Source organism: Flavobacterium sp. AK-345, from assembly GCF_058310175.1.
In genome coordinates this window covers 900,801-923,999 of record NZ_JBZEER010000001.1, presented here as the reverse complement: position 1 = coordinate 923,999, position 23,199 = coordinate 900,801, and the positions used below count along the sequence as shown (strand labels likewise).

Here is a 23,199-nt window from a genome sequence, read left to right as displayed (position 1 = left end):
CCAAATTTAAATCTGCTCAAATCTGCAGAATCTGCGTGAAATAAAATCTTTTTAAATCCTTTTAATCTTTGACAAACATTTATTGCACATTCTTACAAAATAAAATTCATGCTTATGTGCTTAAAACCAGTACATGAGCAATTTTTCACTATCAGTAAAATCCTAAGTAGTTTTACGGTTTTTGAAAGCTGATTATTACATTTTTTTACAAACACCGTAGTCAAACCGTACCTCAAAATTGACATCTTCGGTAGTTTATTTGTTAATATTGTCATCTTATTAATACAATATAGAACTGTTTTTTAAAAAATAGAAGATTTATTTTGTTAATGAGCTTTACTAACAAAAAACTAAAAAAAATGAAACAAAAAGACTTTTCTTTCGGCCGACCACCGGGAAGCAATTACTATTTTTTAAAAAGGTGTATTATTCTAATACTATTTTTTCTTACACCTTTTTTAAAACTTCAGGCACAATGCAACACTTTAGTCTGGGCTGATGAGTTTAACGGAACCACAGTAGATTTAACAAAATGGCAAAGTATTTCCGGAAACGGCTGTCCATCGCTTTGCGGATTTGGAAATGCAGAAGCTCAGCGTTATGATCCAAACCAGGCGACAATTGTTAAAGAAGGTACAGATAGTTATTTGAATATTCAGGCCAAATACGAACCAAGTGCTTCATTTCCGCAACAACCGTATTCTTCAGCCAAATTAACTACTGAAGGAAAGTATGCCATAAAGTACGGAAGAATAGAAGCCCGTATGAAATTATCATCAGGAATGGGTGCATGGCCTGCGTTTTGGATGTTACCGGCAGGTACAGCAAACTGGCCTTATACCGGTGAAATTGATATTATGGAAGCCAAACACAGAAACCCAAAATCAATAGATGGAACCATTCATTATGATGGAGGCGGATACCATTATACAGGAAGAAGTTATACATCACCAACAGATTTATCTAATGAATTTCACGTTTATGCTGTAGAATGGGGACCAAATATTATCAAATGGTTTATTGATGGTAATTTATTTCATACCGCTACTCCAAATACTACAGTAAACGGAGGCTGGCCTTTTAATGAGCAACAGTTTTATATTATTCTAAATCTGGCTGTTGGTAGTTTAGGAACGCCTTATACCAGTGTAAACGGAGCAGGAGTTGAGCCAATTCCAGCAGATTTTCCAGCAAAATTACAAGTCGATTATGTTCGTGTTTACAGCGGAAGTTTTAATTACGGCGTAGTTGGTGATGCAAAAGTGTATCAAAACGAAACTAATAAAACATATTCTTTAAATGCAATTGCCGGTGCCACTTACAACTGGACAGTTCCTGCAGGTGCCAGTATTACATCGGGACAAGGAACAAATACTATTACGGTTAACTGGGGAACATCAGGAGGAGATGTTGCCGTAGCTACAACAGTTTCAGGATGTACTTCAAGTACTTATAAACTGGCCGTAACAACAGAAGCAGTTTTGCCTGTAGAAAAAATCCATGAAGATTTTCAATCGAATCGAAATATAGTTTATGGTCTTAAAACGGGAGTTCTAACAGAAGCTACAGCAAACCCATCGGCAACAGGAATAAATACCTCTGCTTTGGTGGGGAAATATGTTCGTAACTCATCTGAATTATATGATGTTTTGAATATTAAAAACGTCGTAATCAGCAATGCAAATGATTATGTATACGGAAGAAAAAGAATGTCTTTTGATATTTATACTTCGGCGCCGGTTGGTACAAAAATTTCCATGCAATTAGAAAACAGTTTGGTAACAACCGCTACCAATTTTCCGTCAGGAAGACATAGTGGTTACAAAGCAACGACAACGGTACAAAACAAATGGGAAACAATCGAATTTGAATTCGAAAAAGTAATCGATCCCAATACAAGTGCATTGACAATCAATACTATAGTTTTTCTTTTTGAATCCAATTCTAATTCGGGAGCGACCTATTATTTCGATAATCTGCTGACAAAAGCGGCACCGGAAAAACCAATTATTGCGACTGATGTTTTACAAAACTATGACGGAATCAATAAAATTATCAAAGGAACTACAACAGGAACTTATTCCGTAGTAGCAAATCCGGGTGCAAATTCAGTTAACGCTTCCGCGAATGTGGCACGTTATGTTCGAAATGTAACCGAACAATACGACGTTTTATTTTTCAACACACAAAGCACTATCGAAGATGCCGGTTTATTGAAAAATCAGACCAATAAAATTATGATTGATGTGTATACTTCGGCACCAATTGGTACAGTTGTAAGTTTGAATTTAGAGAACAGTGCGACATCGCTTCCTGCGAATTTTCCAACAGGAAGAAACAGTAACTATGTAGCGATCACGACCAAACAAAATCAATGGGAAACACTAACTTTCTATTATAATTCAAGTCCTGATGCAGGAACTTCAAATTTGGCAATCAACCAAATGGTATTGTTATTTAATTCAGGTTCTTATACAAGCGATTCTTATTATTTTGATAATATCAGAATTGGTTCAACCAAATTACCGGACACTTTTACGCCGGGTGTTGTTTATGAAGATTATCAAAACACGCATAATATTACGTTTAGAGATGCCATCGGAACTTATACTGCAAACGTTGCAAATCCAAACGCAAGCGGCATCAATACCTCTTCAAATGTTGGGCGATATGTTAGAAAATCAACTGAATTGTATGATAATTTTTCGTTCAATACCACTTTAACCAATATTGGAGATTTCAAATCAGGAACTAAAAAGTTTGCGATGGATGTGTATACTTCAGCGCCGGTTGGATCTATAATTTCATGGCAGGCAGAAAGCAGCGCTTCAATTCCGTCCAATTATCCTGCGGGAAGACATAGCATTTACCAAGGTGTTGTAAAACAAAGCAATGCATGGCATACCGTAACTTTCACATATGCAAGTACTCCGGACGCTTCTACATTAGACAGCGATGTAAATCGTTTTGTATTCTTGTTTGAACCTGGAACAAATTCAGGAAACACCTATTATTTTGATAATTTAAGAGCTTTAAATTTAGTTTCTACAGAAAATCCTCCGGCAACTTTACCTGCACCGTGGGTGAGTACAGATTTAGGCGCTGTAACTCCGGCAGGAGAAGCAACGCACGCCAGCGGAACTTTCACCATAAAAGGTTCGGGAACTGATATTTGGGAATCTAGCGATCAGTTTCAATATGTATATCAACCGATAACTGGTGATGCCGAGATTATCTCCAGAGTAACTTCATTGACCAATACCAATACTTATGCAAAAGCAGGAGTGATGTTTAGAGAAACACTTACGCCAACTTCTAAACACGCTATGACCACGATTACGGCTGCGGCAGGAGTAGAGTTTTTATCAAGAGATGCAGTTTCTGTAGCAACAATTCAACAGGGAGCGGCGGGAACCACTCCAAAATGGCTTCGCATTGTTCGTTCAGGAAATGTATTTACATCTTATTCATCGGATAACGGAACTACCTGGACACAACTTGGAACACCAAGAACGATTGCAATGGCGAACACGATTTATGTGGGAATGGCCGTGACTTCCCATGCAAATGAAACTTTGGCAACAGGAGTTTTCAGCGACGTAATTGTTCGAAATATTACACCTCCAAATAATAATGTCAATTTGGCTCTAGCCAAAACTGCAATAGCTTCAACAGAAGAAAACGCTACTTATTCTTCGGCGAAAGCCACAGACGGTGACGCAGCAGCCACAAGATGGGCGAGTAGTTTTGCCAATGCAAGCGAATGGATTTATGTTGATTTAGGATCTAATTACAACATTAATCGTGTGGTTTTAAAATGGGAAGCGGCTTTTGCAACCCAATACAAAATACAACTTTCTACAGATAATGTTTTCACAGAAAACGAAACCATAAATACTCAAACGGCAAGTGATGGCGGAACAGATGATTTAGCGGTAAGCGGAACAGGAAGATACCTGAGAATTTTATGTACTGCAAAAGCGCTGGCTCCGTACGGATATTCATTGTTTGAAATTGAAGCTTACGGATCTGCATCATCAGCTAAAATAGCAAATGTTGTGGAGGAAGCCGAAGTTACCAATACAGATTTTGTAATGTATCCAAATCCTGCAAGCAGTTATATTCAGGTTTCATTACCTGAAAAATTAGATCATAAAGTGATTACGATTTATGATAATTCAGGAACAGCCTTAATACAAACAAAAGTAGATGCTGATACACAGGAAAGCGTAATTGATATTAGCAGATTAACAAGAGGAATTTACATTCTGAATATTAAATCAGATCAAAAAAGCTGGACTAAAAAACTACTTAAGCAATAATTATAATCCGTTGGGTGTAAAGTGATTTTAAAGAATATTGCCTAATTAAATAGGAATTTAAATTTAAAGGATAGCACCAAACAATACACTTGACGGACATAATTTTTTGATTTGAAAACTATTTAAGTAACCCCAAAATAATTTAGATATGAATAAAATTAAACTTAGAATATCATCTTTGGCAGCACTGTTTCTGGTGTTTTCAAACCTTATGTACGGCCAGGGCGCCATACCATTTACAATTACAAATAGTTCTACATTTAATGACAGCGAATTATACGTTGCCATCGTAGGTATCGATTATACAACCGGAAACCACGTTTGGGTCAATGCCAAAACAAGTCAGGTATTGCCAATGAGTCCGTCTTATAATACTGTTACAGGACCAACAATTGGCGGGAATACAGGCCCGGGACAAAACTCAAAATATGCGGCTTGTTTTACCAAGTTAAGTGAGATTCCAAACAAAACTTTCACATTGCCTTTAATCGCGGGCTGTAGAGTTTTTATTGCAAAAGGACAGCAATTGTATTTCTATTTTTTTGGTGCCAATGGTGCGCCATCTGGATATACTTCACCAAACCCTTTGAATGTTACAGATCCAAATCAGGGAATTTTATATGAAATTATTGAGTTGACAAATAATCAATATGGTTTCTTCGGAAATCCTTCACGTGTGGATTCATATAAATACCCAATGGGACTGGAATTATTTGGTGCAAACGGATATCAGAAAAAAGTGGGTGAATTAAAAAAACATGCTGATATCGTAGCTGCTTTTAAAGCCAATGTACCATCAGAATTTCAGGGTTGTGTAAATGACGCCACAGGAGAAATTACAGCGCCATCAAAAACGCCTGCTTTTGCAGATGGAACAGGAGGGACTACTGTAGGACCTCAGGCTAATTATTTAAAATCTTATATTGATGCCATCTGGAACAAATATAAAAACGAAGATTTAATATTTTATGCCGGAGATGCGGGAGTTTTCAAGGGAAGAGTTATTGGCGAACAACTGGAAATGGTGGGGCAGTCCGGTGGATTTGTTGGTCGCACTGGACGTGTTCAAAATCGCCCAACGACTCAGGAAGCACTTGAAGGAAAAGGCGTTCTGGACAGAAGATTGGTTGACGGAGATCTGGATCTTGTTATTCAGGCACAATTAACAGCAGCAATAAACAGACATGTTGTAAATACCACAACGCCAAATCCGGGTCAGCAAAACTGGTACGATGCATCAAAATTTTATCAGGTAAACCCAACCAATCATTATTCTAAATTCTGGCATTTACCAGGAATCAGCATTGATAATCTGGCTTACGGTTTTGCTTATGATGATGTAGCCGATCAGTCGCCATCTCTTCATACACCACAGCCAACAAAAGTAATTGCTGTTTTTGGAGGATATGCCGGAACAGTTCCTTCGGTTCCTGCTACAACAGATGTGATTACGGTTTATAAAGATTGTAACTACACAGGTTTTTCAGGAGGATTAACGATTGGAGATTACAATTTGGCTCGTTTAAATACTCTGGGTATTTTAAACGATGATATTTCTTCACTTAAAGTAGCAAAAGGATTTCAGGCAATTTTGTTTCAGGATGATAATTTTACAGGAACTTCAACCGTAATTACTTCTGATAATACTTGTTTGAACACAACCTGGAATGACAAAGTGACTTCGATCAGAATCTTAGCAAATGGAGTTACGACTTTAGGAAATCAGACTTTCTATTTACAAAACAGAAACAGTAACCTGAATATGGATGTTTGGAACGCAAGTACCGCAAACGCTGCAAATGTAGCGCAGGGAACTCCAAACTCAGCAAACAATCAGAAATTTACATTCACGCATTTAGGTGATGGCTTGTATAAAATTATTGCCAACCACAGCGGACAATCTTTAGATGTAAATAATTTTAATAAAGATAATGGTGCCAATGTAGAGCAATATCCATACAATGCTACACCAAATCAGCAATTTGTATTGGTTGCTACTGGTGACGGATTTTATAAAATTGTAGCCAGACACAGCGGTAAATTAATAGAAGTGGCAGGTGCAAGTACTACAAATGGTGCCAATGTTCAGCAATGGCAGGATAACGGACAAACTTGCGCACAATGGAAACTGGTTCCGGCAACATCTTCACAAACGTCTGTTTTAATTCAGGCCGAAGATTATTCAGCCATGAGTGGAATTCAGGTGGAAGCAACAACGGATACAGGCGGTGGTTCTAATGTTGGTTATACAGAAACAGGAGACTGGTTAGCGTATAACAGCATTAATTTCCCTACAACAGGTTCGTATTTAATCGAATACAGAGTAGCAAGTGGCGTAACAGGCGGTAAATTATCATCTGATTTAAATGGCGGAACAATTGTTTTAGGCAATGTTGATATCCCAAATACGGGAGGATGGCAAAACTGGCAAACGGTTTCTCAAACAGTAAATGTAAATGCAGGAACATACAATTTTGGAATCTATATTCAGAATACGGGAATGAACATCAACTGGATTAAAATTACAAAAGTGGGTGCTGGTTTAGCTGCAAAAACACTTTCTACAGAAACAATTGAAGAAGCATCAGATACAGCATTAAACGTTTATCCAAGTCCGGCAGAAAACATACTTTATTTTACAACTGCCGTAAGCAGTGAAGATGCAAGTATTGTAGACGCTCAAAGTGGAAATACAGTTTCAAAACAAAAAGTTAGCAATAACAGCGTTGATGTTTCTCAACTTAAAAAAGGAATTTATCTAATTGTTTTAGAAAAAGATGGACAAAGAACGGTAAAACGTTTTATTAAAAAATAGTTTTAAAAGAAATTTTAGATGGCAGACTTTAGGTTAAGATTAGATAATAATCTGAAATCTAAAGTCTAAAATCTAAAATTATATTTTCTCCCCCGAAAATTAAATATCTATTAATCTATTAAAAAATGTTACTATGAAAAACAATTACAAAGTGATCCAGTTAAAATGGATCTTAATTTTGGTTCTGGGTGTTGTTAATTTATCAATAGCCCAAAAAAAAGTAATCGCTTACATTCCCAACTGGATTGATTTGAATTCATTTTCGAGCACTATTCAGTACAGCAAATTAACGCATATAAATATTGCGTTTGAAAATCCGGATGCCAACGGATATTTAACTTTCAACTCAGGATCAAACACAATTATTAATGCGGCTCACGCTCAAAACGTAAAAGTTTTTGTTTCGCTTGGCGGAGGTGCAATTTCTGAAGGTGGCGCAATTCGTGATAATTATTTTAATTTGATTACGCCTGCCAACCGAACAGCTTTTATCCAAAAAATCTACGATTATGTGATAGCGCATAATTTTGACGGAGTCGATGTAGATTTAGAAGGCCCTGCAATTAACGGTGATTACGGAGGGTTTGTAATTGCTTTAGCGAATAAATTGCATTCAGGAGGAAAACAAATTACAGCAGCACTTTCAGAAGGATATGGCGGTGCCAATGTGCCATCATCTACTTTTGCGGCTTATGACTGGATCAACATTATGGCGTACGACGCAACAGGTCCTTGGGCACCAGGAAATCCAGGACAGCACTCTCCGTACAGTATGGCTGTAAACCAGTTTAATTACTGGACAGGAAGAGGTTTACCGGCAAGTAAAGCCATTATTGGACTTCCGTTTTACGGTTATGGTTTTGGAGCTTCTGCCAATCAGGGAATTTCTTTTGCGAATATTGTAGCACAATATCCGGGAGCAGAAAATCAGGATCAGGTAGGAAATACCATTTATTATAATGGAATACCAACCATCAAAGCAAAAACTACTTTCGCGATTCAAAATGCGGGTGGTGTTATGATCTGGGAATTATCGCAAGATGCAACCGGATCAAAATCTTTATTGACAGCCGTAAATCAGGTTATTACAGGAAGTCAGCCACCAGTTGGCGGCGGAACTTTAATTCAGGCCGAAAATTACTCTTCTATGAGTGGTGTTCAAACCGAAGCAACAACAGATACTGGCGGAGGTTTAAATGTAGGTTACGCAGATACAGGAGATTGGATGGCGTATTTCAATGTTAATTTTCCAACTTCAGGAAACTATGTAATTGAATATAGAGTGGCAAGTGCCGTTTCAGGAGCCAGAATATCATCAGATTTAAGTGCAGGAACTATTCAGTTAGGTGCTGTAAATATTCCGAATACGGGAGGTTGGCAAAACTGGCAAACGGTTTCTCAAACCGTAAATGTAAATGCAGGAACGTATAATTTCGGAATTTATATTCAGAATACAGGGGTGAATATCAACTGGTTCAGAATCACAAAATCTGGTTCAGCTTTGGCAGCAAAATCAGCTTCTTCGGCAACTTCAGAAGAATTTGTGGCTTTAAATATATATCCAACTTCTGTAGACAATACACTTTCTATAACTCAGGATGTAAGTAACGCAAATGTGAGTATTATTGATTCTCAAACAGGTGCTGTTGTTTCAGGACAAAAAGTAAACAATAATACTGTGGATGTTTCTCTTTTAAAATCAGGTATTTATTTGATTGTTTTTGAAAAAGAAGGTACACAAACAATAAGACGTTTTATTAAAAAATAAGTATTTATTAAAAGTGCTATTTCTTCTTTTTGATTGAAAGAAGGAATAGTACTTTTTTTTAAATTAAAAATTTAGAATCAAAAATTAAAAATTATTCTAATCTGTGTGAGAATATTTGCCACAGATTTAAGGATTTACATGATTTTTATTTCACGCAGATTTGGCAGATTTAAGCAGATTTAAATTTGATATCTGCGCTTATCTGCTTAAATCTTTTGAAATCTGCGTGAAAATAAAACACACAGCCTATTTAAAAAGTAACCCCAAACCCCAAATACAATATGAAAAACAATTACAGATTTCGGTTAAGTTTATTTGTTTTTATTGCCTTTAGCAGTTTTGCCGTCGCGCAGACTTCTTTAGGTTCAAGTAAAACATTCATGAACACTTTAAAGAACGGACTCGCAAGTACTACCTCAAAAAGTACGGGTGAGAAAACCGTTTTACTTCAGGCGGAGCATAAAAACTTCAACGGAAAAATCAATTACAAACAATCAAATGCTTCAAGTGAATTTTTGATTGGTGAAATAAAAAATGTTCCTGAATCTTCTTTTTATATCAAAGTGATGGACAAATCGCTGGAAGGTCACATTATTTTAAAGAAAACAAAAGAAGCTTACAAATATTATTCTGACGCCAGTGGAAATGCTTTTGTATCGAAAGTAGATATCAATACGCTGATTTGTGTGAACTATGAAAATGTTCCAGAAAAAACTCAAATAACAAGTAAAACAGCCGCAGCACAAATTGCTCAGGCCTTGTTGAATTTGCAAAGTTTACCTGGTGCGGCAGGCTGTGTTTTTTTAGATTTTGACGGATACAATATGCCGGCAGGAAATCTCTGGAACAACGGAAACGCGATCAACGCAGCGCCATCCGGAATGAGCGATGCAGCCGTGCAGGAACATTGGGAAGTGGTGGCTGAAGACTACAGACCTTTTAACGTGAATGTTACAACAAGTGAAGCTGTTTTTAACTCATACCCAAGAAACAGAAGAATGCGTGTGGTGGTAACTCCAACCAATACTGCGGCCCCGGGGGCGGGGGGAGTAGCGTATATTGGTTCCTTCAATTGGGACAACGATGTGCCTTGCTGGGTATTTATTACCTCGGGTAAATCTGGTGGAGATGCCTCTGCGCATGAAGTTGGTCATACTTTCGACCTTGGTCACGACGGCCGTACAAATCCTGCAGAAGATTATTTCATAGGAATAAACAATACTTCGTGGGCGCCAATTATGGGTGCAGGATATTACAGACCTGTGGTTCACTGGAGTAAAGGTGAATACGATTATGCGAACAACAAACAAGATGATGTTGCGATTATTGCAAGTAATAAATTCGGAGTAGGTTACAGAGGAGATGATTACGGAAACACAACCGCATCTGCAGCCACTTTAGATTATAACGCAAGCGGAGCCATCAACCAAAAAAACGGAATTATTTCCAGCGAAGCAGATTATGATTTCTTTACGTTTACAACAGGTGGAGGAAATGTGTCAATTAATGCCAATACCGTTTCCAGACATGGAAATCTGCATCTTTTAATTCGTTTATATAATTCGGCAGGAGCAGAAATGGGAACGTATTGGAACTCTGATCCATTTGCTTTAAATGCTGCTATGAATGTGAATTTACCAGCCGGAAAATACTTTATTGGTGTTGATGGCAACGGTGCAGGAAGTGCTGGTTATGGAGGATATTCGGCATATGGTTCTATCGGAAGTTATACGGTTACAGGAACAATTCCGCCGGGAGGAAATATAGCGGCTTCAACAGATGTAATTACGGCTTATAAAGATTGTAACTACACCGGATTTTCTGGCGGATTAACAATTGGTGATTACAATTTAGCACGTTTAAATTCTTTGGGAATTTTAAATGATGATATTTCTTCATTAAGAATCACGCAGGGATTTCAGGCAATTTTATATCAGGACGATAATTTTACGGGAGCTTCAACTGTAATTAATTCTGATAATTCTTGTTTGAACACAACCTGGAATGATAAAGTGAGTTCGATTAGAATTCTTGCAAACGGAGTTACCACTTTAGGAAATCAAACTTTCTTTTTGCAAAACAGAAACAGCAGTTTAAACATGGATGTCTGGAATGCAAGTTTATCAAATGGTGCCAATGTGGCTCAGGGAACTGCAAATTCGGCTACAAATCAAAAGTTTACGTTCACCCATTTAGGCGACGGTTTGTATAAAATTATTGCCAATCATAGCGGTCAGTCTTTAGATCTAAATAATTTTAATAAAGACAATGGTGCCAATGTAGAGCAATATCCGTACAACGGAACTACAAATCAACAGTTTATATTGTTTTCTACCGGAGATGGATTTTATAAAATTATTGCCAGACATAGCGGTAAATTAGTTGAGGTTGCGGGTGCAAGCACAACAAATGGTGCCAACGTACAGCAATGGCAGGATAATGGACAGATTTGCGGACAATGGAAATTAATTTCAACAACAACTGCGCAAACTTCAACCCTAATTCAGGCAGAAGATTATTCTGCAATGAGCGGAATTCAGACGGAAGTTACAACTGATACAGGCGGAGGCTCAAATGTTGGTTATACAGAAACGGGAGATTGGCTGGCCTATAATAATATTAATTTCCCAACAACAGGTTCTTATTTAATTGAATACAGAATAGCGAGCGGGGTTGCAGGTGGCAGATTGTCATCTGATTTAAACGGCGGAACAATTATTTTAGGAAATGTTGATATTCCCAATACCGGAGGATGGCAAAATTGGCAAACTGTAACGCAAACAGTTAGCGTAAATGCCGGAACGTACAATTTTGGAATCTATATTCAAAATACGGGAATGAACATTAACTGGATCAGAATTACAAAAATTGGGGCAGCGGCAACTCCTGTAGCGTCAACTATTACTGTTGAAGATGAGGTAAATTCAGTTGCTTTAAATGTATATCCAAATCCGGTTACAGATATACTTTTCTTTACTACAGATGTAGTGGGAGGAAACGTAAGTGTGGTAGATTCTCAAACAGGAAGTTTGGTTGTGTCACAAAAAATCAACGACAATAATCTAAATGTTTCGGGTCTAAGAAACGGAATTTATCTGATTGTTTTTGAGAAAGATGGAACTAAAACGATCAAACGTTTCATTAAAAAGTAAGAGTTAGTTATGAATTATGAGTTATGAATTATGGCTTGTAATTTTAGTTAAAAGGCTGCCGTTTTAACGGCAGCCTTTTCTATTATAATGTAATTATAAGTTATTGTTTTGAGTTAATTTTATGGTTTATGATTTTTTACCTCTAACTCAAAATTCATAATTTATAATTCATAACTATTTTTTCGTTTTTTCCAATTCTCCAATAAACGGAATTTCGTCCTGAACCGCAGATCGTATTGTAGTTTGAAAATATTGCTCTAACTGAATAAACTTTGCGGCATTAATTGGTCCAATTGCTTTTTTTGCTTTACCGTAAGCTTTAGATAAAAGCTTTTCAAAATCAACATTGTTTTTCAAATTATTTTTTGCCAGTTCATCTGCTTTTTCATCGGTAATTTTATCATAATTGATGGCGTAGTCGTTTATTAGCTGTATTTTTTTCTGACCCAAAGCTTTGCGCTCGGCTTCATAATTATCGTAAACAGCCTGAAATGCTGTAGCTTGTGGTTCTGCCAAATTCAAATAATCTTTTATAATATCTCCTTTAGATTTTCCGTAAAGACTTTGCACCAGTATCACATCATCAGTAGATTGAGCAAATAAGATAGTAGAAATAAGAAGGGCTGACAATAGAAATAATTTTTTCATAATTTGAAGTTTTATTTTAGTTGAAAAATATTTGATTGGTTATTAAATTATTTACTGAAATCATAACTTAAAGTTGCTCCTAAACCAAATTGATAGGTTGCTACAAAATCTGTTACACCAACCGGGCCATAATAAGTCCAGTAATAGCTTGTACCAACTGAGGCCGACATAGATTGTAAATAAGCATTTAAATTGATAGACCAAGGCGAAGAAGTTTTGATTTTTACACCCCCTTTTATTTCCCAGGCAAAATAATTTTCGGTTCCGCTTTGAGGTGTTTCAAGAAAAGTAATACCGGCACCGGCACCAAGATAGGGCATCACGTTAGAACCAATATCAAAATAATGTGCGTAGTCAACTAAAATATAGTTTAATGCACCTTTATCATCTCCGGCATTAAGCTGAGTTCCTAAGGGACCATATATAGGCAATTTTGTATCGAGTCTGTTGTATTTTAATTCGATAGAACTATTTTCTACAATAAAATATTCGAAACCAATACCATATTCAAAACCGTCTTCTACATAAGCATAAGAGTTATCATATTCTACTTTATCCTGAAAGGCATAACCTGCATATAAATTAAGCAGAAATGAGTTTGAAGTTTGCGCTTTTGCAAAAAATGAAAATAAAAAAATAACGAATAATAGATTATACTTTTTCATAATTTTAGTTTTAATTTGATTTGTAATTAGTTCGTGTTAAAGACTTAACAGGGGATTTTAAAATTATAATCCAAAATTAATTTTAGTTATTTAGAAAAAGTATTTAAACGCCGTAACTTGGTTTCATATTAGAAAATGAAACAAGATTGTAGTGAAATTCGTTCAATAAAAAATAACAAAGTCCGTTTCAAATTAATGAAACGGACTTTGTTATCCTTGTTGATATACTTTGCGTAGACACACTGCTGTGTGCCTCTACGATATGCATTGTGTATATATTTCGTATAAAATTATCTGAATGCTTAAAAAATTAATTCGAAAATATTTTCATTATTCTGAATTCTAATTTCTGTTGGATTACTTTGAGAAGGAGTTTGCGTTGGATACCAGTTTCTGTTTGGTTTTACGATAATTAGTAAACCTTCATCATCTCCCAGAGCAGAAAAAACTTCGCTATTATTATTTTTAGAAAAGAATTCTAACGCATGTTTTTCGATTAATTGATTTCCTAATTCTAACGGCTTTTCGGTTACGATTCCGATTTCGCTAATGTTTAAAATTGATTTAGAACTGAAATTTTCTGTTGAAGCATTTTCAAGATCATATCGGGAAATAAACTCCAATAAATTGCCATTATTATCATAGAAATAAACCGCATTGGCATTCCATGCCTCAAAATTGGCGATCACGTTTTGATCTTCAATTACAATTAAACCCACTTTGTTTTTACACCATTCGATAGCTTCCTCAAGTTTATTTTCCGGAATATTAAAAGCAAAATGATAAATAGAATTAAAAGTTGAATTTTCTATGAATTTTAAAATAGAATTCCCTGTCTGAATTGTAACCCATTTTGAGTTTTTTTCTATGATGGAAAGCCCAAGAATGTCCTGATAAAATGCAGTTGTTTCCTGAATATTATTGGTCTGAATTTGTATTTGTTCTAGTTTCATGTGAGGTGTTTTTTCTTTAGATCAAATTTAAAAAACGGCACTCGTATTATCGTGAAAAGGTGATTATATACGTTGATAAGATTATAAAAAAATGATATGAAAAAGCATTAACGGAAATAAAAAAAGCCCGTTTCATATAAATGAAACGAGCTTTAAAATTGTGGAACTTTGGGGCGCATTCACAATTTATCAAATAATTTATTTTGGCATTATTGGCGTCATAATACGTCTGGTTGGTGTGCTTAATGTTTCGATAAAAGCTAGTAAATCGCTGATTTCTTCTTTGTTTAAATTTAATTTTTTAAGTACCGGATCTACTTTTGGAATCAGGGAATCTCTTGCCGTTCCTAGATATTTTTTCTGAATAGGAGAGGGATTTCCTCCATTATACAATTCAACAACATCTAATAAAGACGGAAAATGTCCGTGATGCATCCAGGGTTTTGTATTGGCGACTTCACGAAGTGTAGGCGTTCTGAATTTGCCAATATCTTTTACATCTTTGGTCACATTAAATCTTCCGAAATCTTCATTTTTTGTCCCGAATAAAGTCTGACCATCATTATGAAATTGATTACCACTAAAATAAGGCGTGTTATGACAATTAATGCATTGCGCTTTGGTTCTAAATAGATGCAGACCTTTTACCTGAGCATCTGTAAATGCTTCAGATTTTCCGCTAATGAAATTATCAAATTTACTTTTCGGACTATTAATCGATCTTTCAAAAGTAGCAATGGCATATTGAATTCTTTGCAGATTCACTTTTTTGTCTCCAAAAGCATCTGTAAAAAGAGCATTATATCCTTTAATCTTTGCAATTTTATCAACAGCAATCGTTAGTTTTTCATTCATTTCCAATGGATCTCCAATCGGAAATTGTGCCTGATCTTCAAGGCTGGAAGCTCGGCCGTCCCAAAATAAAGTTTTGGCATACGCCGAATTTAAAATCGTCATCGAATTTCGTTTTCCCGTTTGGCGATCATGACCAAAAGAACGCGTCAAATTATCTGTCCAGCCCAATTCCGGATTGTGACACGACGCGCAGGCAATTTGTCCGCTCAAAGACAATCTCGGATCAAAAAACAATATTTTCCCCAAAGCTTCTTTCTCTTTCGAATACGGATTATAATCCGGATACGGAACTGCAGGCAAAACACCAATATCCTCAAATTTAGATTTATCGATATTTTCGTGTAATTCTGCCGCAGGCCATTTCGAAGCATCTCCGCTTGAATACAGTTTTCTTAATTCTGTAATATCAATATAATCTGGCTGTTCAACGGTTTTGTAGGCTGTTAAACTTAAGAGAAGGACGATAGGTATTATTAAGGTTTTTAATTTCATATTTATTTTTTGTTTCACGTTTCAGGTTTCAAGTTGCGGCAGAACGTGAAACCTGAAACTTGAAACTTTTTTAATTTAAAACTTAAAGAGTAACTTCTTTAGGGCAAGCGTCGTTTATTGGGTCTATTTTTGGATATGTTTTGTTGTTATACATTTTATATTGTGTAGAAACCGTTCCTCCAAAAAGTTCCTCATTGGTTAGTTTTAACTCAAAAGAAATTTCAAACAAACCGGTACTAATTTCTTTATAAGTTCCTTCACCAGCTATAGCAATAACATGAGATACTTTAGTAGTTCCAATCGTTATATATTGCGGAATAACAAGTACTTTTCCATCGGTTTTGCTGTTTCCATTTGTTGGAAAAAATTCAAGAGCCGAAGTAATATTAAATCCGGGAGAATATTGCGCTGCTGTACTTTCGTTAGAAAAAAATCTTTTTAACCCAAATGAATTTGTTGTGTTTGTTCCGGTTACAACATTAAATCCAATTATAAAAGCGTCATGATAAACATCATCAGCCGTATTTGTTGTACCCTTATCACTATATAAAATAGCATTTTCGTTGTCTTTTGTTACTACTAAAGGAAACGTAAAGGCATTAAAAGTCTGCCAGGCACATGTACCGCTTTTATCAAACCAATGCTCGCCGTAAGTCAGGTAAAACTGATTTGATAAATCATAAAATTTAGATGCCGGATTGGCCTGAACATCTCTTGGTGATTTAATTGGTTTTATAATTTGTAAAATAGTATTTCCGGTAGCGGTGTAATTTGTTGTATTGTTTAAAGTAATATCAGTTTCATAACGAACATCATCATTTTGAATATCTTCTAAAAGCGTTAAATGATAGGTAATTGAGCTTCTGTCATCTCCAAAATCATCGTGTGTTAAAGAATATTCAAAACCATTAAGAAATGTAAATATATCAAGATTTTCAATCTCAGATGGCAAGAATCCATTTGGGAAATTGATTTTAAAATCTACTGTTTCTCCGGCAACTCCTTTAAGATTAATTCGGTTTACAGGAAAAGTATAAGTCGTGCTTATTTCTCCCAAATTTACTGTAAAGACATCATTTACCGCTGAGGTATTTAAATTACCAATGTGAATTGCCGGATCTGAAGTTTCTTTAAGTTTTAGTGTAATACTTTGATTTGGCTGCCATCTTTTATCAAAAGAAAGAAAAAGGGTATCAGTAAGTTTTGTTCCTTCAAATAATAATTTATCAACAGGATTTAAAGTAAAATCATCTTCACTTCCGGTTGTTGTTACACTAAAAGAAGCTTCTACAGCATTTTTTAAATTTGTAGAGGTTAGTGTTACTGGTATTTTTAAAGTTTTCACAGATTTATTATCGTATGTACTGGCAGGCAATAATGAAGTATTTATTGCTGGATATTCTAACGGAATACCACTGCCTGTAGTCTGGAAATTAAACCTGATAAAGGGATCTATGTTTTTAGAATCTAATTTGTAATCATCTTTTGAACATGAAGCAAATAACGTTAAAACGATACTTACTGCTATAATTTTAATATGATTCATTTTGTTTTAAGTTTGGGTTAACAATAATAGTGCTTCGTGGTATAGGCAATATAAATTTTGGCGACGGATAGGTTAAACTGCAACTAAGAGATATACAGCCATCATTACGGGAAATATCTTTTTTGTATCTGGCAATATCAAAAAACAAATGCCCTTCAAAACACAATTCTTTTCTTCGTTCAAGGAATAATGCCTCTTTCAAATCTTCAGTATCTGTTAATTCACTTGCATTTGCCCGGGTTCTTATGGTATTAATATCTTTTTTTGCCTGATCAGTATTATTTAGTTCCAATGCTGCTTCGGCACGAATTAAATATTGTTCGCTCAATCTAAAAGCAACGTATCCCGGATTTCCCTGAAATTTTTTAGTGAAATAATAATTTTGTTTGATTTGTTGATTGTTGACCAATGTTGATAATGGCTTTTCTAAAAACAATTGTTTTCTAATATCTGTTGTTTCATACAAACTTAATAAGTCTTTTGACGCGACATAATTGGAGTAACTGGCATCGCTGGTATAACCAAAATAGGAAGATAATGATCCACTGGCTGTTCCGTCTGAACCTTTTGAAATCGAAAATTCTAATAAAACTTCTGAAACAGGAAGATCGGGTTGTTCCCATTGCGTAATATAATCAGCAGAATTCATTAAGCTTACGCCTGAATTTACAATTACATCATTTGCAGTTTCATAAGCATTTTTCCAGTCTTTTTTAGACAAATAAACTCTTGCCAAAAGTGCTTTTGTATTTTTAGTATTAAAAAAGGAATAAACAGGACCTTGTAAAAGTGAACTGTCAGAATAAAGGTTTAAAGCTGTTGTTATATCCTTAATGATTAAAGAATAAGTGTTTGCAGCAGTTTCTCTCGAAGGATATTGAATTCCTTCAGTAATAGATTTTGTATTATACACAATTCCCAAATGTGATGCATCATCAGTATAACCATAATTTTGACTGTATATTTCACTCAATAAAAAGTGCACATATGCTCTTGCTGTTAAAGCTTCGGCTTTTATCTGGTTTTTTTCAGCTTCAGTGGCGTCTGTTAAAGCATCTGTAAATTCTAAAATTAAATTGGCCTGATTGATAATATCATAACTATCGCCATAAAAAATTGAGAAGTTAGACTCATCAGCAATATCTCCAAAAGAATACAGATTTTTAATGTTAGTTGGAATAGTAAATTGTCCTTGAGAACCATTTGTTAATGATGGGCTAAATTTTAAGTTTCCTCCCTGCAAATCTGCGTAAACAGCAAAACGTTCCCCTCTAACATCAGTTTCAAGATCGCCGTATATACCATTTAAAGCCTGTAAAACACCTTGTTTCGTTTTTAATTGTTCAGTAATTGAAATTTGAGTTCCTGGTTCCTGTTCTAAAAAATCACTACAGCTTTGCAGCAAACAAATTGTTGCCAAAAGCATAAGAAACTTAAAGCTCTTTATATTTTTGAAGTATTTCATCTTTTTAAAATTTAGTATTAATTCCACACGAAATAGTTCTGGCTTGTGGATAAGTGTAATTAAATTCTCTAATGCCATTCATCCCGGAAGGACTTTTTTCTTTGTACCAGTAAAGCACATTAGAAACATCAGCAAAAAGAGTTAATGTATCAAGAAAAGTGTTTTTTAAAGGAACATTATAGCTCAGGTTAATATTGCTTATTTTAATGTACGAAGCATCATAAACATATTTACTCATGTTAGAAATTATGGTATTATCTCCAGGAGAAGGCTGTGAAACTATATCTCCTTGGTTTTTCCAATAATCATAAGCGTTGACAGACATATTTCTGTTTGACGAAGTTCTGTATTTTGCTACTATTTCTTCTGAAACCAATTTATCTCCACCCCATTGAAAAGCACCATTAATTGATAAAGTAATTTGATTGTTTAATGAAAAAGAATTGCTGAAACCACCAAAAGCTTTTGGCTGTAAATCTCCAATTGGCACCCAGTCAGCCTCGCTAAATGTTCTTGCATAAGTTGTAGAATCATACAGCTGTCCATCTTTTTTAATAAGATCTCTGCCTGTTGCAGGATCAATTCCTACCCAGTTTACACCCCAAATTGTAGTGGTACTGTAACCGGTTTTTTGTGCAAGTGCAAGGTTTGCGATAGAGTAGTTGCTTCCTAAACCAACTAACTCGGTTACTTTATTGTCTACAGTCGATATATTAAATGCTGATGTCCACTTAAATTTACCTTTTTGAAACCATTTAATTCGCGTTGAAAATTCGAAACCTTTATTATACATGCTTGAAGCATTTAATTGTACTGTTCCATATCCTGTTTCAGTTGGGATATTTCTACTTGTAATCAAATCTTGTAAGTCATCATAATAATATTCTAATGATAATTCAACAGTATTAAATACATTAAAATCGATTCCTGTATTAAATTTTAGATTTTTTTCCCAGCTTAGATTTCCGTTTGGTGCCGCACTTGGATTAGCTTCAAGATATCCGTTATATCCATTTTGCGAAAGCGTATAAAGTCCTTTTGAACGATAAGAACCTATTCGCGAATTTCCTGTTGAGCCATAACTAATTTTAAGTTTTAATAAATCTATCCATGAACTTGATTTTAAAAAATCTTCGTTGCTTGTAATCCAGGCCAAACCTGCGCCGCTGTTATAAGCAACATTGGTATCATCTCCAAAAACAGAACTTTCGTCACGTCTAAAATTGACTAAAGCGTAATATTTCTTTTTATAATTGTAATTGATTTGCGTAAATAAAGAAACTCTTGAATTATTACTAAAATCAGATCCTCGAACTTGTCTTGTCGTTCTTTCATCAACTAACGGAGTTGTGGTGTCATCATCCTGAATGGCATCTTCAACTCTGTTAATTACATTTGGATTTGAAAAACCGGAAGCCGATGCATAATCAAAATTGGTTTTTTCTTCAGAAAGTTCAAAACCAATTACGCCATCGATACCATGATTTGGATTGATTTGTTTATTATATAGCATTTGCCCTTGCCAGTTCCATTTGGTTGAGTTTCGGTTATTAAAAAGTCGTCTTCCCCAGTTTGGATAAGTAGTGCCATTTAAAATAAAAGATCCGTTATTTTGACCGCTTTCGTTTTCGCCAGAGAACCAGCGATCCTGAACTTTATCAACATAATCCATTCCGAATAAAGTCGAAAATTTTATGTTTTTATTTAGCTCATAAGCTACATTCAAACTTCCTAAAAGTCCACGTGATTCAGTCTCATTTTTGTTTTGCTCAATTGCAGCCAACGGATTTCCTCCTGTATTACCACCGGATACACCTAAATTAGCATAAGTTCCATCAGCATTGTATGGAGATATAGTGGGCAAATAAGCAAAATCATAATAAATGTTTGGAGCATCTTTTTTAATATAACTAGGATTAAGCGATAAATTAATATCCCATTTTGATGCACGATAGCCTAAGTTTATCCCTCCATTAAGCTGTTTTGTAGTATTTCCTACTTGTGGTTCATCAATATTTAAATAAGAAATATTGGTTCGGTAAGAGAATTTTGAAGTGGCTCCTGAAACATTAAAATTATACTTATTATAAATGCCAGATCTGTTTAATAAACCAAACCAATCTGTATCAACTCCGTTATAAGCAACAGGAACATAACCGGAAGTTGTATTTTTTAAATACTGATTTCTTACTTCTGTATATTGTTCTCCGTTTAAATATTTAATTTGATTTATAGCTGATGAAACACCAAGCTGATTGGAGAAACCAAATTTAGCTTTTCCTAATTTCCCTTTTTTGGTTGTAATCAAAATTACACCATTTGCACCATCGGCACCATAAATACCAACGGCTGCGGCATCTTTTAAAACAGTGAAATTTTCGATATTATCAGGCGAAATCATTGCCAATGGATTTGATAATCCTTCTGCGAGTCTTCCTCCGTCAAAATATTGGCTGTCAATTCCAGTTTGTTCACTCATAATTACACCATCAACTATAATTAAAGGTTGAGTAGATGTACCTAAAATGGAATTACTTAACGATTTCAAACTTCCCTGACCACGAATATTTATTTTTACAGGACCACCAACTCCAGAAGTGTTTTCAATTAAAACTCCCGCAATTTGTCCTTCCAGCATTTTATCAACGCTTTCTGAGGCTTGCTGCACCGGAATATCTTTCGCAGTTATAGTCGAAATACTCCCCACAATTTCCTCCTTCAGTTTTGTAGTTCCGTAAGATGACGTAATCACAACAGGATTTAATTCGTCTACATATTCTTCAAGATAAAACACAAAATCTTTCTTGTTTTCTGCCTTTTGAGATTGTGGAATCATTCCTAAAAAAGCAACTTCCAGAACAAGATTATTGATGTTATTTCCTTTTAGCTGATAAACAAATTTTCCATTAAAATCTGTTATAGCACCCATTCCTGTTCCTTTAATGCGAATTGTGGCACCCGGAAGAGGCAGTTTGTCTTTGGCACTATAAACGGTTCCGGTAATGAATCTTTCTGCTTCCTGCAAAGAATTATCTGTTGAAACGGGAGCAGAGCTGGTTAGTAAAACCTGCTTGTTCTGAACGTAAAATGAAATATTTTTTCCTTTAAACAATTGTGTCAAAACAGTTTCTAAAGCTGCATTATCTACATCAATCGAAGCTTTTTGATCGGCATCGATTTTACGGGCATTATAAATGATTCTGAAATTACTTTGCTCTTCAATCGATTTAATAATCAGGCTTAAAGGCTGCTCTTTTGCATGTAATGTGATCGTTTTATTCTGGGAAAAACCTTTAAAACCAGATATGAACAGGGCTAGGAAAAATAGCATTTTCCTTAAATTGGGTATCGTAAATGTCATGTTTTTAGTTAATTATGGAATATTGGTAATGGTAATAGTATTTTCTTTTATTGCGTAATTAAATGGCGTGTCGCGTTTTAGCAATTCTAAAATATTCTCGACGCTCGATTCACTAATTTTTATAGAACCGGTAAAATTCTGTCTGGCCAAATCAGAATTTTCGTTGATGATTTTTACATCATAAGTGCGCTCTATAATTTTTGCAATGGTTGAAAATGGAGTATCTTTAAAAGCAATATCGCCTTTTGTCCAGGCCGAATAAATACTTGTATCTACGAATTTGGTGGTGATTTTTTTAGAATTATTTTGCCATGTCGCCATTTGGTTTGGTACCAATAAAACAGCATTTGATTTGTTTTCGGCTTCTGCCATTTGAATACTTCCTTCGATCAAAGTGCTATTTACTGTTGGGTTTTCATGATAAGCGCTTACGTTGAATTTTGTTCCCAAAACTTCAACTTCGACTTTGTTGGCGTGCACAATAAAAGGATGGGTTTTGTCTTTGGCAACTTCAAAAAAAGCTTCACCCGTCAGGTAAACATTTCTTTTTCCGTTTACACCAAATTGCTCCGGATATTTTAAAGTAGTTCCTGAATTTAAGTTCACAACAGTACCGTCTGAAAGCTGTAGTTTGAATCTTTTTCCGTACGGAATTTTAAGTGTATTATACACCACTTCCTGATCCTGAACTTTTCCGAAGTAAACAATTTGGTCTGGAAATTTTTTGGCAATCAAATCTCCTTTGTCATTTACTACTTTCGATTGATTATTTGAAGTAATTAACTCTGAACTTCCGTCTGCGAGTTCTAACACAATTTCTTTTGAAGATGCTGTTTTTTGACTATAATTAAAAGCCAGTTTTGCTAATCCGAAAAGGACTAAAAATACAGCAGCAAATTTTAAGAAGGTTGTTAGTTTGTTTTTCTTTTTGATTGAAATTACTGGAATAGCTTCACTCGAAAAATCTTCAGACAACGAAGTTATTGCCCAGGTCTTTTTTAAATTTATAAACTGTTTTTTATTTTCTTCTGAAGCATCGATCCATTCAAAAAGAGTTTGAATTTCCTGTTCCGAAGCTTCGTTCGATAAATATTTATAGATTATTTCCGATATCATTTTTTGGTATTTAATTTTTTGGTTTTAGTAAGTACACTTCA

12 protein-coding genes are annotated in these 23,199 nt (G+C 35.1%); 4 read left to right on the top strand and 8 right to left on the bottom strand.

All coding sequences use genetic code 11. The annotated features are described in order from the left end of the window. Positions 1 to 359 precede the first annotated feature (359 nt). The 4 genes from AC4FQ3_RS04095 to AC4FQ3_RS04080 all read left to right on the top strand — a co-directional run bounded on the left by AC4FQ3_RS04095 (position 360) and on the right by AC4FQ3_RS04080 (position 12,057). A complete protein-coding gene (locus AC4FQ3_RS04095; RefSeq protein ID WP_491180977.1) occupies positions 360 to 4,322 on the top strand; it encodes a family 16 glycosylhydrolase in 3,963 nt (1,320 codons plus the stop codon). A gap of 148 nt (positions 4,323 to 4,470) precedes the next feature. After that, positions 4,471 to 7,137 carry a beta-1,3-glucanase family protein gene (locus AC4FQ3_RS04090; RefSeq protein ID WP_491180976.1) on the top strand — a complete coding sequence of 889 codons (2,667 nt, stop codon included), beginning with the start codon at positions 4,471 to 4,473 and terminating at the stop codon, positions 7,135 to 7,137. A gap of 133 nt (positions 7,138 to 7,270) precedes the next feature. Further along, positions 7,271 to 8,905, top strand: a complete 1,635-nt coding sequence (locus tag AC4FQ3_RS04085; protein ID WP_491180975.1) for a glycosyl hydrolase family 18 protein — start codon at positions 7,271 to 7,273, stop codon at positions 8,903 to 8,905. 281 nt (positions 8,906 to 9,186) lie between these two features. After that, entirely contained in the window at positions 9,187 to 12,057 is a 2,871-nt protein-coding gene (locus AC4FQ3_RS04080; RefSeq protein ID WP_491180974.1) for an RICIN domain-containing protein, read from the top strand. 174 nt (positions 12,058 to 12,231) lie between these two features. Here the strand turns inward: AC4FQ3_RS04080 and AC4FQ3_RS04075 are convergent, their stop codons facing one another. From AC4FQ3_RS04075 to AC4FQ3_RS04040, 8 genes are all read right to left on the bottom strand, one after another. Next, complete coding sequence (locus AC4FQ3_RS04075; RefSeq protein WP_042566776.1) at positions 12,232 to 12,705, bottom strand: hypothetical protein; 474 nt, start codon at positions 12,703 to 12,705, stop codon at positions 12,232 to 12,234. A 47-nt stretch (positions 12,706 to 12,752) separates the two neighbouring features. Beyond that, entirely contained in the window at positions 12,753 to 13,370 is a 618-nt protein-coding gene (locus tag AC4FQ3_RS04070) for an outer membrane beta-barrel protein (RefSeq protein WP_491180973.1), read from the bottom strand. A 302-nt stretch (positions 13,371 to 13,672) separates the two neighbouring features. Continuing rightward, the gene (locus AC4FQ3_RS04065) at positions 13,673 to 14,323 is read right to left on the bottom strand and encodes a VOC family protein (RefSeq protein ID WP_491180972.1); all 651 of its coding nucleotides are present in this window, start codon (positions 14,321 to 14,323) and stop codon (positions 13,673 to 13,675) included. A 198-nt stretch (positions 14,324 to 14,521) separates the two neighbouring features. Then, positions 14,522 to 15,670: a cytochrome-c peroxidase gene (locus AC4FQ3_RS04060; RefSeq protein WP_491180971.1), complete on the bottom strand. Its 1,149-nt coding sequence runs from the start codon at positions 15,668 to 15,670 to the stop codon at positions 14,522 to 14,524. An 82-nt stretch (positions 15,671 to 15,752) separates the two neighbouring features. After that, complete coding sequence (locus AC4FQ3_RS04055) at positions 15,753 to 17,216, bottom strand: hypothetical protein (protein WP_491180970.1); 1,464 nt, start codon at positions 17,214 to 17,216, stop codon at positions 15,753 to 15,755. Next, positions 17,203 to 18,681, bottom strand: coding sequence for a RagB/SusD family nutrient uptake outer membrane protein (locus AC4FQ3_RS04050; protein ID WP_491180969.1), 1,479 nt, complete (start codon positions 18,679 to 18,681; stop codon positions 17,203 to 17,205). Before AC4FQ3_RS04050 ends, AC4FQ3_RS04055 begins: the two co-directional genes overlap by 14 nt. A 4-nt stretch (positions 18,682 to 18,685) precedes the next feature. Then, a complete protein-coding gene (locus AC4FQ3_RS04045; protein ID WP_491180968.1) occupies positions 18,686 to 22,012 on the bottom strand; it encodes a SusC/RagA family TonB-linked outer membrane protein in 3,327 nt (1,108 codons plus the stop codon). Between the two features lie 42 nt (positions 22,013 to 22,054). Next, positions 22,055 to 23,158 (bottom strand): FecR family protein, encoded by a 1,104-nt coding sequence (locus AC4FQ3_RS04040; RefSeq protein ID WP_491180967.1) that lies wholly within the window; start codon positions 23,156 to 23,158, stop codon positions 22,055 to 22,057. Positions 23,159 to 23,199 lie beyond the last annotated feature (41 nt).